The sequence below is a fragment of the Duganella sp. 1224 genome (assembly GCF_013408245.1).
Lineage (GTDB): Bacteria > Pseudomonadota > Gammaproteobacteria > Burkholderiales > Burkholderiaceae_D > Rugamonas.
Genome location: NZ_JACBYS010000005.1, coordinates 132,980 through 145,365, shown reverse-complemented (window position 1 = coordinate 145,365; position 12,386 = coordinate 132,980). Strand labels below are relative to the sequence as shown.

Sequence of the window (12,386 nt, the reverse complement as noted above, 5' to 3'; positions counted from 1 at the left end):
ATCGTTTTATTTCCAGGTGAAGGTGGCCACACTGGTCGCCGGCAAGGTGTAATCGAAACTGCGCTGGCCGATGCGCACCGCGAAACTGCGCGGCGCCCTGGCAGAATTCGCCACCAGCAGCGCCAGTTCGCCATCGTCGGCGTTGCGGAACGCCACCGTGTCGAGCTGGTCGTAGCCGCTGGTGGAAGCGATGCGGCGCGCGCCCGGGCGCACGAAGCGGCTGGCGTGGGCCAGCGCGTAATACTCTTCGTTGCGGGTGATCTTGCCGTCGCGGCTGTCGATGGTGACGACGCCGCGGCAATCGTTGCAGCCGCCGAGGTGAGGGCCGTCGTGCTCATCCAGCGCCAGATTCCACAACAGCACACCCCTGGCCCAGCCGCGCGTGGTGCCGATCACCAGGGTACGGGCGAAGTGCTGCAGATTGTCCGACCACACCGGCGCCCACTTGCCGCCCGAGCACTCGGTGAAAAAGGTTTCCTTGTCGGGCCAGCGGTCGTGCAGCGCGGCCTGCACGCGCACATCGCCGCCGTAGCAATGCCAGGCGACGCCGGCCACGTACTGGTTGGCGGTGGCGTCCTTCAGCACCTCGGCCGGCGAGCCCGGCGCGTCCCAGTTGTGGTCCCAGTCGAGGATTCTGGTGTGCGGGTGTTCCTTGGCCAGCAGCGGGCCCAGGTGACCGCCGATGAAGGCCGCGCGCTGGGCCGGATCGACGCGCATGCCGGGATAATCCTTGGGCTCGAAGTGCGGCTCGTTCTGCAGGGTCAGGGCGTAGATCGGCACGCCTTCCTGTTGGTAGGCGCTGATGTAGCGCGACAGATAGCGGGCGAACGGTGCGTACGCCTCCGGCTTCAGGGTGCCCTGGATCAGGCTGTCGGTGGACTTCATCCAGCCCGGCGCGCTCCACGGCGAGGCCATCACGCGCAGCCGGGGATTGATCGCCAGCGCGGCCTTGGTCACCGGCAGCACGTCGGCGCGGTTGGGATCGATCGAGAAATGCCGCAGCTCCGGGTCGGTCTGGCCGGGCGGCATGTCGTCAAAGCTGTAGTGACTGCGCGAAAAATCCGAGGCGCCGATGGTCAGGCGCGTGAAGCTGAAGCCGGCGCCAGGGGCTTTGCCGAACAGCTCGTTCAGCAGGTCGGCGCGCTGTTGCGGGTTCAGCTTGTTCTGGATCAGCCAGGCCGAGGCGTCGGTGATGGCGGCGCCGAAACCGACCATGTCCTGGAAGCGCTGCCTGGGGTCGACCTCGATGATGGTGGCAGCCCGGGCGCCGGGGTGAAAACGCGCGTCGGCGCCGCGCGCCAGCAGTTGGGTCTGGTCGCCGGTGGTGATCCAGGCCTGCACGGTCTGCGCCAGCGCCGGCCCGGCGAGCGCGCCCAGCAGCATGACGGGGAAGATTTTTTTCCAGGACGACGGGCGCACCGCTCCATCGCCCGGCACAGGGGGGCTGGTCAACATGCTGTCTCCGTTTGTTTTATTTATGAATTAAATGGAATCGTTTCCATTTATTGCAGAAACTATAGCATCGGCAAATCTTCGGTGTCAACGAAGGCGCGGCGGGTGTGGGTTTTTTGTCGGTTTGCTGCGTAAAAGCACCCCGGACGAAAGGGTCTGACCCCGTACGGGGTCAGACCCTGGCGGCGGCGGTGTGCGGGTTTCGCGGCTGCCGTCCGCCGCTACCGCCGTTGCGTGGATGCTATGATGCGCCTGTTTTTTTTCACAGCCCGCACCCCTCTGCCCCCAACCCATGCGCAGTTTATTTTCACGGCTTTGCCTGCTGGCGGCCATGCTGTCCGGCCTGCCCCACGCGTGGGCGCTGGACCCGGCCGTCAGCCTGTTCGATTACCACCACGACACCTGGCGCCGCCAGGACGGCGCGCCCGTCAGCATCACCGCCATGGCCCAGACCAGCGACGGCTGGCTGTGGATCGGCACCGAACAGGGCCTGTACCGCTTCGACGGCCTGCGCTTCGAACGCTACCGCTCCCCCACCGGTCAGCTTCTGCTCAGCCCGCGCATCTCGGCGCTGACCGCCACCGCCGGCGGCGACCTGCTGGTCGGCCACATCAACGGCGGCGTCAACCTGATCCGCCAGGGCGAGATCGTGCCGCTGCCGGCGTGGAGCGCGGCCCAGGTCGACACGGTGTACGACCTCATCGCCGACAACGACGGCAGCGTCTGGATCTGCACCCGCTCCGGCCTGATCCACTACGCCAAGGGCGCGTGGCAGACCATCAACGCCAGCTGGGGCTTGCCGCGCCAGACCGTGCAGGAAGGCACGCTGGACCAGTACGGCCAGGTATGGGTGCGGCTGAGCAACGAGTGGTACAAGCTGGACCGCGAAGCGCGGCGCTTCCATCCCACCGGCCACGCCGGCGAGGACAACGCGTTTTACGCGCCGGACGGCGCGATGTGGCGGCGCAAGGGCCAGCTGATCGTGCGCGTGCCCAACGGCCAGCCGGGCCCGGTGCAGCCGCGCGAGGAATCGCGCCGCTACCGCATCGCCCAGGCCCATCACCTGTTCGACGCCGACGGCAACCTGTGGCTGTTCGGCCCCCCCAACGGCATCGCCCGCATCCGCAAGCAGGACCTGCCGCACAGCGACAGCTTCGATCCAAGCCAGCTGCCGGCGGAGCGCATCGCCCAGGGCTGGCAGCTCAGCAATCCGCGCGTGACCGGCATGCTGGAAGACCGCGAGGGCAATCTGTGGGCCATGACGCCCAGCGGCCTGGAGCGCTTCCGCAACCAGCGCATCCGCACCATCGCGCTGCCGGACAACGTCACCGTGCCGACGCTGGCCGCCGACGGCCAGGGCCGCATCTGGGTCGGCGGCGTCAATCTCGACCAGCTATGGGACGTCGCCGGCGCCGCCGCGCCAGCGCTGCGCGAGGGCGAACGCCGGCTGGCGGTGGCCGGCCGCGACGGCGCCATCCTCAGCGCCAGCGCGCGCGGCATCGAGATCCGCCGCGACGGCAGGCTGACCACGCTGCCGATGCCGCCCGCCTGCCCCGGCGCGCGCAGCGAGCAAGTCAACCGCCTGATGCAGGACCGCGACGCGCTGTGGGCCAGCCTGCGCGACTGCGGCCTGTTCCGCTACCGCGACGGCGCCTGGCGCGGCGCGGCCAGCCTCGGCATCGCGCCGCAGGAGCGGGTGATGACCGCCGCGCCCGACGGCGCGATGTGGTTCGGCCACCGCAACGGCAGCCTGCAGCACTACCAGGACGGCCGCCTGACCGACTACGCGCCGGCCGCCGCCGCCAGCCTGGGCGCGCTGCAACTGATCGATGCGCAAGCCGAGGTCGTCATTTCGGGCGCCGAGGGCACGGCGGTGCTGCGCCATGGCCGCTTCGAGCGGCTGCGCGCCGCCGATCCGGATGTGCTGAACAACCTGGCCGGCCTGGTCATCCTGCCCAACGGCGACCGCTGGCTGCACACCGGCCTCGGCCTGGCGCACGTGCGCGCCGCCGACTGGAACGCCAGCGTCGGCGACCCGCGCCGGCCGCTGCGCATGGAGCTGCTGGACGCCGCCGACGGCTATCCCGGCGCGCCGATGCTGGTCGCGCCGGTGGCCAACGGCGCGCTCGACGACAGCGGCAAGCTGTGGTTTGCCAGCACCGAGGGCATCGGCGTGCTGGACACCACCCGCATGTACCGCAACCCGTTGCCGCCGGCGCTGCAGATCACCGCGCTCAGCGTCGACAACCGCCCGTACGCGCCGACGCCCGGCCTGCTGCTGCCGCAAAAGCCGATGCGGCTGGACATCGGCTTCGCCGCGCTCAGCCTGACGATGCCGGAGCGGATGCAGGTCTGGTACAAGCTGGAGGGCGTGGACCGCGACTGGCAACTGGCCGGCACCCGCCGCGGCGCCAGCTATTCCCACCTCGGCCCCGGCAGCTACCGCTTCACCGTCAAGGCCGCCAACGCGGACGGCGTGTGGAACGAGCAAGGCGCCACGCTGCGCTTCGCCATCCAGCCCAGCTTCACGCAGACCGCCTGGTTCTACCTGCTGTGCGCCGGCGCCGCGCTGGCCGCCGCCTACGGCCTGTACCTGATGCGCATGCGCCAGCTGGTGCGCCGCCTCAACGCGGTGCTGGCCGCGCGCCTGCTGGAGCGCGAGCGCATCGCCCGCGCGCTGCACGACAGCCTGCTGCAAAGCGTGCAGGCGCTGGTGCTGCGCTTCAGCGCCGTCAGCCAGCGCCTGCCGGCCGACAGCGCCGCGCGCGCGCAGCTGGACGCGCTGCTGGCCGAGGCCGACGGCGTGATCGTCGAGGGCCGCAACGCCGTCATGGGGCTGCGCCTGGCCAGCGTGCACGGCGGCGACCTGGCCACCGCCTTCACCCGCCTGGTCGAACGCATGCAGGCCGAGCACCGGCTGGCGATCGCGCTGCAGGTGCGCGGCGTGCGCCGTCGCCTCGATCCGCTGGCGTGGGAGGAGGTCTACCACATCGGCGCCGAGGCGCTGCTCAACGCCTGCCGCCACGCCAGCGCCAGCCGCGTGCTGCTGGCGCTCGACTACGGCGCCCAGGAGCTGACGCTGACCGTCAGCGACAATGGCAAGGGACTGGCGGACGAGGTGCTGCGCCAGGGCGGCAAGGATGGCCACTGGGGCCTGGTGGGCATGCGCGAGCGCGCCGCCGCGCTGAACGGGGTGCTGACGCTGACGCCGGCCGTGCCGCGCGGGCTGCAGGTGACGGCCCGCATTCCGGCCGGCCGCGCCTACGACCGCGACAGCCGTCCCGGCTGGGGCCGGCGGCTGCGCGGCTGGTGGCAGCGCCGCCGCGGCTAGCGCGAGTTACAGCCGCAGGCCCGGCGGCAGGCGGCCGCCGGCGCCCATGCTGATGATGCCGCGCTGGATCGCCAGCAGCACCGCGTGGGTGCGGTCCTTGGCCTGCAGCTTGGCCATCACGTTTTTCATGTGGGTCTTGATGGTGCCCTCGGACAGGCCGAGCTGGTCGCCGATCTTCTGGTTGGTATTGCCGACCGCGGCCAGCCGCAGCACCTCGATCTCGCGCTGGCTCAGCGCCTCGGTGTGCATCTGCTCGGCCAGCGCGCAGGCCACCGCCGGCAGGATGCGGCGGCGCCCGGCGTGTACGCTGCGGATGGTGTCCTGCAGATCGTGGCGCACCGCGCTTTTCAGCATGTAGCCGACCGCGCCGGCGCGGATCGCCTGCGCCGCGTGGGCCTCGCCTTCATAAGTGGTCAGCACGATCACGCGCGCGCCCGGGCTGTCGCGGCGGATGGCGCTGATGGCGGCGCTGCCGTGCATGTCCGGCAGCTGCAGGTCCATCAGCGTGACGTCCGGGCGCAGCAGCCGGTGCAGCTCGATGGCCTGCTGGCCGGTGCCGGCGCGGCCGACCAGGCGCACATCGTCCATCGCGTCCAGCGCGCCGGCCACGCCGTCCAGAAAAATCGGATGATCGTCTACCATCAGTACGGTGATTGGTGCTGGCCCCATGTGCATCTGCCTTTCGCTAGAGCGGAAAAGCGCTACTTTGCCACAAATCGGCGCCGGCCTACCTACCCGATCGGACGAGCGCGCGGTATCGAGATCTAAGGATGGCAGATCGGGCCGCCGCTTCTACACTGCTCCTCGCTGTCTTTCCTTTCATCCGATAACGAGGAGTACACCATGCACCGCACCCACACCGCCCTGGCCGCCGCACTGGCGCTGTCGCTGACCGCGCTGGCCGGCAGCGCCGAGGCCGCCGACGCCAAGGACGCCGCCAAGAAGCCGACCGAAAAATGCTACGGCGTCGCCAAGGCCGGCCAGAACGACTGCGCGGCCGGCGCCGGCACCAGCTGCGCCGGCACCGCCAAGACCGACTACCAGGGCAACGCCTGGGTGCTGGTCGACAAGGGCACCTGCACCAAGATCAAGACGCCGAAAGGCTACGGCTCGCTGACGCCACGCTGAGCGCCGCGATGAAACTGGCCGACCTGCAACGCGATTTCGGCGCCTGGCTGGTGGCGCCGGACGCCGCGCTGGCGCAACGCCTGGGACCCGCCGCGCGGCTGGCGGTGTACCAGAACAACTACCGCAGCCAGCTGGCGGGCTGCCTCGAACACGCGTTTCCGCTGCTGCGCGGCTGGATGGGCGAGGACGCCTTCCTCGGCATGGCGGTGCGCCACATCGACGCCTGCCCGCCGCACGGCTGGACGCTGGACGCCTACGCCGACGGTTTCCAGCACACGCTGGAACAAGCCTACGCCAACCACCCGGACCTGCACGAGCTGGCCTGGATCGAGCACGCGCTGAACGCCGCCTTCGTGGCAGCGGACGCCGCGCCGCTGACGGCCGAGCGGCTGGCGGCGGTGGACTGGGACCGCGCGGTGCTGCGGCTGACGCCGTCGCTAAGGCTGCGCGCCGCCACCACCAACGCCGAAGCCATCTGGAGCGCGCTGTGGGAGCAACGGCCGCCGCCGGAGGGCGAGATGCTGGCCGCGCCCGGCGGCTACATCGTCTGGCGGCGCGGCCGCACCAGCGTGCTGCGCATGGCCGAACCGCTGGAGTACGCGGCGCTGCTGCAAGTGCGGCGCGACGGCCGCTTCGCCGAGTTGTGCGACTGGCTGGTTGACCACTGCGGCGAGCAGGACGGCATCGCCCAGGCCGGCGCGCTGCTGGCGCACTGGCTGGGCGCCGAACTGATCACCGGCATCGACACCCCGACTGAAGGAATGTTATGACCCCCCTCCACCTGCAAGACACGGCGCCCGCCTGGCGCGCCTGGCTGCGGCGCGCCGTGCCCGACAGCCTGCTGCTGCTGATTGCCCGCCTCGGCATCGGCGCGGTGTTTTTCCTGTCCGGCCGCACCAAGGTCGAAGGCTTCCTCACCATCAAGCCCTCGACCTACGACCTGTTCCGCAGCGAATACGCGCTGCCGCTGATTCCGCCGGAAGTGGCGGCGCAGCTGGCCACCGCCGCCGAGAACTTCTTGCCGGTGCTGCTGGCGCTGGGCCTGGCGACGCGGCCGGCCGCCCTCGGCATGTTCTGCATGACGCTGGTGATCGAGATCTTCGTCTACCCGGACGCCTGGCCCACGCACCTGAGCTGGGCCGGCCTGCTGCTGCCGCTGATCGCCCGCGGCGCCGGCGCGTGGTCGCTGGACCACCTGCTGTGGCGCCGCCTGCACCCTTCCCAACCTGATGGAGAAAACGCATGAAACGCATCCCCACCCTGGCGGCCGCGCTGGCCCTGGCCGCCGCACCGGCGCTGCACGCCAACGCCAACGCCAGCGCCGCGCCGGTCAAGAACATCGTCATCGTCAGCGGCTCGTTCGTCGACGGCTCCGGCTGGCGCGTGATCCACGACATCCTGACGCAGAAAGGCTACAAGGTCACGGTGGCGGCGCAGCCCCACACCAGCCTGGACGACGACGTCGCCGCCACCCGCGACATCCTCGACCAGCAGGTCGGCCCGGTGGTGCTGGTCGGCCACAGCTCGGGCGGCGCGGTGATCTCCGCCGCCGGCGAGCGCGACAAGGTGAAGGCCCTGGTCTACGTGTCGGCGCTGCTGCCGGACATCGGTGAAAGCGTGGCGCAGGTGATCGGCTCGATGCCGTCGCCAAGCAACAGCGTCCGGCCGACGCAGGACGGCCACCTGTTCGTCGACCCGGCCCGCTTCCACGCCGATGTCGGCGCCGACCTGCCGGAAAACCGCACCAACTACATGGCGATCTCGCAGGTGCCGGCCACGGTGGCCGCCTTCAACACGCAGATCTGGGCCGCCGCCTGGCACCACAAGCCGAGCTACGCCATCCTGTCCACCGAAGACCGCGCGCTGAGCCCGGACCTGCAGCGCTGGATGTACCAGCGCGCCGGCGCCAAGGTCACCGAAGTCAAGGGCAGCCACCTGACCTACATCTCGCAACCCGACCAGGTGGCGAAGGTGATCGACGACGCGGCCCACGGCCGCTAACCATTTTTTTTCAACCAAGGAGAACACCATGACCCAGAACACCGCCTCCCGTTCCGCCCGCGCCGCCGCCTCGATGCTGCTGGCCCTCAGCGCCCTGGGCGCCGCCGCCCACGCCCAAGCCGCCGACAAGCCGGCCGACGCCGCCGAGCCGAAAGGCCGCTGCTACGGCATCAACACCTGCAAGGGCACCAGCCTGTGCGCCACCGCCAAGAACGATTGCAAAGGCCTGAACAGCTGCAAGGGCGAAGGCGTGCTGGTCAAGACCAAGAGCGAATGCCTGGCCGCCGGCGGCACGCTGACCGAGCCGAAGAAGAAATAACCGTCACGCCCGCGCGGCGCGCCCCGGGCGTGCCGCGCGGTTTTTCCCTTTATGATCGGGCACGCGATGAACCCCTTTTCCGGCTTCGGCCTCGGCCTGCGCAAGGAACACTACGCCGACTTCCTCGACCAGCAGACGCCGGTGGCGGTTGATTTTGTCGAAGTCATCTCCGAGAATTTCATGGTGGACGGCGGCCAGCCGCGCCACATTCTGCGCCAGGTGCGCGCGCGCCATCCGGTGGCGCTGCACGGCGTGTCGCTGTCGGTCGGCTCGGCCGACGGCCTGCGCGGCGACTACCTGCGGCGCCTGCGCGCGCTGGCCGACGAGATCGACCCGCTGTTCGTGTCGGACCACCTGAGCTGGTCGCGCATCGACAACTTCAATTCGCACGACCTGCTGCCGCTGCCGTACACGCAAGAGGCGCTGAACATCGTCTGCGACAACATCGACCGCGCGCAACTGGCGCTAGGACGCACCATGCTGTTTGAAAATCCGTCCAGCTACCTGTGCTTCGCCCCGGCCGAGATGAGCGAGTGGGAATTCCTGTCCGCGATGTGCGCGCGCACCGGCTGCGGCCTGCTGCTGGACGTGAACAATATCTACGTCAGCGCGGTCAACCACGGCTACCGGCTGGACGACTACCTGGCCGGCCTGCCGTTCGGGCACGTGCGGCAAATCCACCTGGCCGGCCACACGCCGGGCGAGCTCCTGATCGACACCCACGACCGCGACGTCTGCCGCGCCGTGTGGGCGCTGTACGCGCGCGTGATGACGCTGGCCGGCCCGGTCGCCACCATGATCGAGCGCGACGCCGACATTCCGCCGCTGGCCGAGCTGCTGCGCGAGCTGGACATCGCGCGCCGGCTGGCCGGCAGCGCCGAAGGGGCGCTGGCATGAACCCGCTGCAACGCCGCCGCCTGCTGCTGGGCGCCGCCGCCGGCGCGGCCGCCGGCCTGTCGCTGGACAGCCTGGCGCTGGCGGCCGCCGCCTCGTCCAGCGCCGCCGCCGCGCGCCGGCTGGCCGGGATGCCGACCCGGCAGGTCGAAGCCGGCGTGCTGGACGTCGGCTACCACCAAGCCGGGCCGGAGAACGGCCATCCCGTCATCCTGCTGCACGGCTTCCCCTACGACATCCACAGCTACGCCGAGGTGGCGCCGCGCCTGGCGGCGCAAGGCTACCGCGTGATCGTGCCGTACTTGCGCGGCCACGGCAGCACCCGCTTCCTCGACCCCGCCACGCCGCGCGCCGGCCAGCAGGCCGCGCTGGGCCAGGACGTGATCGACCTGATGGACGCGCTGCACATCCCGGAGGCGGTGCTGGCCGGCTACGACTGGGGCGGCCGCGCCGCCTGCGTGGCGGCCGCCATGAAGCCGACGCGCTGCGTCGGGCTGGTGGCGGTCAACGGCTACCTGATCCAGGACATCGGCCGTGCCGCCACGCCGGCCCCGGCCCCGGTGGAGGCCGGCCTGTGGTACCAGTACTACTTCCTGACCGAGCGCGGCCGCGCGGGATTGACCGCCAACCGCGCGGCCATCGCGCGCGTGCTGTGGAAACACAATTCGCCCGCCTGGCGCTTCGACGACGCCAGCTTTGCGCGTGCGGCGCGGGCCTTTGACAATCCCGACTACGTGGACGTGGTGCTGCACGCCTACCGCCACCGCCTGGGCCAGGCCGCCGGCTATCCCGATTACGAGGAAACGGAAGCCCTGCTGGCCGCCCAGCCGGTGATCAAATCGCCGGCCATCACGCTGGACGGGCTGGCGGACGGCCTGCTGCCCGCCACCGACGGCCGCGCCGACGCCGCCCGATTCAGCGGCCCGCGCCAGCACCGCCAGATTCCCGGCGCCGGCCACAACCTGCCGCAGGAAGCCCCGCGCGCCTTCGCCGACGCCGTGGCCGCACTGGCCCGCGGCGGCAAGTGGCGCACCTGATGCAGCCATGCAGCCATAGCGCACGATAAGCTTGAATCATCGTTGCCGGCGGCATGCCATCGGCCATCGCATTGCCAACGCTCATCGCGCCTCACTGGGGCGGGCATCACAGCGCTTCTTCCCGCAACACGGTGCTGCTGTCAGCCATTTTTTTCACGAGAAAGTCGATGAAGGCGCGCAGCGCCGGCGGCTGGACCAGGCCTTGCGGGAACACGGCATGCAAGGGCGGGCAGCGGCCCAGCCAGCCGCTCAGGATCGGCCGCACGCGGCCCGCCTTGACCTCGTCGTGCATGATCAGGTCGGTGGCCATCATCAGTCCGGCGCCCGCCGCCAGGGGCGCCTTGAGGACCTCCGGATCATCCGCTTCAATGATGGGCGTGACCTCGAAACTTTCCATGGTCTCGCCGTTGCGCATCAGCCAGGCATAGCCGGCGGCGGAACGCGCCACGCGCGTCACCAGCGCACGATGGTTGCGCAATTGCGCCGGATGCGTGGGTTCGCCGAATTTTTCCAGGTAAAGATCGCTGGCATACACGCGGTTCGGCAGCACGGCCAGGCGTCTGGCCACCATCGACGAATCGGGCAAGTTGCCCAGGCGCAGGGCCACGTCCACCTTGTCGCTGATCAGGTCCACCACGCGATGGCTCAGCATCAGGTCGACGTGGATGCGTGGATACAGGCCGTGGAATTCACCCAGCAGCGGCGACAGCAGGCTGATGGCGACGGAATAGGGGCAGGTGATCCGCAAGCTGCCCGCGGGCTGGCCCTGTATTTCGCGCAGCGCCGATTCGGCGTCGCGCAGGGTGGCGGGAATCTGCCGGCAATGCTCGAAGTAAAGCTTGCCCGCCTGGGTCAGGCTCAGACGGCGCGTGGTCCGGTGCAGCAGCTGCGCGCCGAGACGTTGTTCCAGCTCGCGCACCTTGCGACTGACCGTGGTTTTGGGCAATAACAAGGCCTGGGCGGCCTGGGTGAAACTGCCCAGCTCCGCCACGCGGAGAAACACCACGATGTCGTTCAAGTCCGCTTGCATGGGGCTATATTGAGCCATTATTGGGATAATCTTTCCCAATTATATGCAATTATCATTTCAATCGCGCGCGCCTATCATGGACAGCATGTCCACTTACCGCAGGAGAACGATATGCGCCACTGTCTCACCCGTGCTGTCCTCGCCGCCGCGCTGATCGCCGGCCCCGCCAACGCCGCGCCGGCAACCACCGCCGCCGGCGGCGGCGGCTGGCAGCCGCAACAGACACCCGGCTTTTACCGACTGCGCCTGGGCGACTTCCGCGTCACCGTGTTGTCCGATGGCGTGGCGTCGCGCGACGTGTCCAGCATCATGAGCAATCCGGCCACCGTCCGCCGCGCCTTTGCGGACGCGCACCAGGCCTTGCCGGTCGAGCTGTCGATCAACTGCTACCTGATCGACACCGGCAGCCAGCGCGTGCTGGTCGACACCGGCGCGGGCGAACTCTTCGGCGATACCGCCGGCAGCCTGGTGGCGAATTTGCGCGCCGCCGGCTATGCGCCGGAGGATATCGATGTGGTGCTGCTGACGCACATCCATGGCGATCATTCCGGCGGCCTGAGCGTCGGCGGCAAGCGCGTCTTCCCGCGAGCCTTGGTGTACGTCGACCGGCGCGATCCGGCCTACTGGCTCGACGTCCAGCACGAAACGCAGGCGCCCAGCACGCGCCGCCTGAGCTTCCAGCAGTCGCGGCAAACCGTGAACCCGTACGTGGCGGCGGGCATGCTGCGCACTTTCGATGGCGATACGGAAATCATCCCTGGCATCCACAGCGTGACGGAGTACGGCCACACGCCCGGCATGAACGGTTACATGGTGGAGAGCAAGGGCCAGCGACTGTACTTGTGGGGTGACATCATCCACGCGGCGGAGGTGCAGTTCCGCCACCCGGAAGTGACGATCGATTACGACGTGGACGCCGCCGCGGCCAGCGCCACCCGCGCCACCCGGCTATCGGACGCGGCCAAGCAAGGCTACCTGGTCGGCGGGGCACACCTGTCCTTCCCCGGCCTGGGCCATGTGCAGGCGCTGGACCAGGGATACCAGTGGATGCCCCTGCCCTATAGCGCCAAACCGTAACAAAGGCCTCAATTAACGCATTTTTTGATGCACATCAAAAAGCCGCGAGAAATTCCCGGCGATTTGCTGCGGTGGCACAATACAACTATCCAGACCGCGCGCGCTTGCCGGCTATCG

Annotated in this window: 12 protein-coding genes; 9 read left to right on the top strand and 3 right to left on the bottom strand. The window is 69.5% G+C overall.

The genetic code is table 11. The annotated features are described in order from the left end of the window. Window positions 1-6: 6 nt before the first annotated feature. The gene (locus FHW58_RS20700) at window positions 7-1,455 is read right to left on the bottom strand and encodes a glycoside hydrolase family 30 beta sandwich domain-containing protein (protein ID WP_179675065.1); all 1,449 of its coding nucleotides are present in this window, start codon (window positions 1,453-1,455) and stop codon (window positions 7-9) included. Window positions 1,456-1,744: 289 nt separating this feature from the next. On the opposite strand from FHW58_RS20700, the gene FHW58_RS20695 reads away from it, so the two are divergent. After that, on the top strand, window positions 1,745-4,783 hold the full coding sequence (locus tag FHW58_RS20695) for a two-component regulator propeller domain-containing protein (protein ID WP_179675064.1): 3,039 nt from the start codon (window positions 1,745-1,747) through the stop codon (window positions 4,781-4,783). Between the two features lie 6 nt (window positions 4,784-4,789). Here FHW58_RS20695 and FHW58_RS20690 read toward each other — a convergent pair whose 3' ends face one another. Further along, on the bottom strand, window positions 4,790-5,458 hold the full coding sequence (locus tag FHW58_RS20690) for a response regulator transcription factor (protein WP_218892828.1): 669 nt from the start codon (window positions 5,456-5,458) through the stop codon (window positions 4,790-4,792). 168 nt (window positions 5,459-5,626) lie between these two features. On the opposite strand from FHW58_RS20690, the gene FHW58_RS20685 reads away from it, so the two are divergent. From FHW58_RS20685 to FHW58_RS20655, 7 genes are all read left to right on the top strand, one after another. Next, the gene (locus FHW58_RS20685; protein WP_179675062.1) at window positions 5,627-5,911 is read left to right on the top strand and encodes a DUF2282 domain-containing protein; all 285 of its coding nucleotides are present in this window, start codon (window positions 5,627-5,629) and stop codon (window positions 5,909-5,911) included. Between the two features lie 8 nt (window positions 5,912-5,919). Beyond that, a complete protein-coding gene (locus FHW58_RS20680; RefSeq protein WP_179675061.1) occupies window positions 5,920-6,681 on the top strand; it encodes a DNA-binding domain-containing protein in 762 nt (253 codons plus the stop codon). After that, entirely contained in the window at window positions 6,678-7,157 is a 480-nt protein-coding gene (locus FHW58_RS20675) for a DoxX family protein (protein WP_179675060.1), read from the top strand. The genes FHW58_RS20680 and FHW58_RS20675 overlap by 4 nt, the downstream gene beginning before the upstream one ends. Further along, window positions 7,154-7,912, top strand: a complete 759-nt coding sequence (locus FHW58_RS20670) for an alpha/beta fold hydrolase (protein WP_179675059.1) — start codon at window positions 7,154-7,156, stop codon at window positions 7,910-7,912. Before FHW58_RS20675 ends, FHW58_RS20670 begins: the two co-directional genes overlap by 4 nt. A 28-nt stretch (window positions 7,913-7,940) precedes the next feature. Beyond that, window positions 7,941-8,231, top strand: coding sequence for a hypothetical protein (locus tag FHW58_RS20665; protein WP_179675058.1), 291 nt, complete (start codon window positions 7,941-7,943; stop codon window positions 8,229-8,231). A 66-nt stretch (window positions 8,232-8,297) separates the two neighbouring features. After that, window positions 8,298-9,128, top strand: coding sequence for a DUF692 domain-containing protein (locus FHW58_RS20660; RefSeq protein WP_179675057.1), 831 nt, complete (start codon window positions 8,298-8,300; stop codon window positions 9,126-9,128). Beyond that, the gene (locus FHW58_RS20655; protein ID WP_179675056.1) at window positions 9,125-10,162 is read left to right on the top strand and encodes an alpha/beta fold hydrolase; all 1,038 of its coding nucleotides are present in this window, start codon (window positions 9,125-9,127) and stop codon (window positions 10,160-10,162) included. Before FHW58_RS20660 ends, FHW58_RS20655 begins: the two co-directional genes overlap by 4 nt. A 106-nt stretch (window positions 10,163-10,268) precedes the next feature. Here the strand turns inward: FHW58_RS20655 and FHW58_RS20650 are convergent, their stop codons facing one another. Beyond that, window positions 10,269-11,192, bottom strand: coding sequence for a LysR family transcriptional regulator (locus tag FHW58_RS20650; protein WP_179675055.1), 924 nt, complete (start codon window positions 11,190-11,192; stop codon window positions 10,269-10,271). A gap of 111 nt (window positions 11,193-11,303) precedes the next feature. On the opposite strand from FHW58_RS20650, the gene FHW58_RS20645 reads away from it, so the two are divergent. Further along, window positions 11,304-12,269: an MBL fold metallo-hydrolase gene (locus FHW58_RS20645; protein WP_179675054.1), complete on the top strand. Its 966-nt coding sequence runs from the start codon at window positions 11,304-11,306 to the stop codon at window positions 12,267-12,269. The last annotated feature ends 117 nt before the right edge of the window (window positions 12,270-12,386 follow it).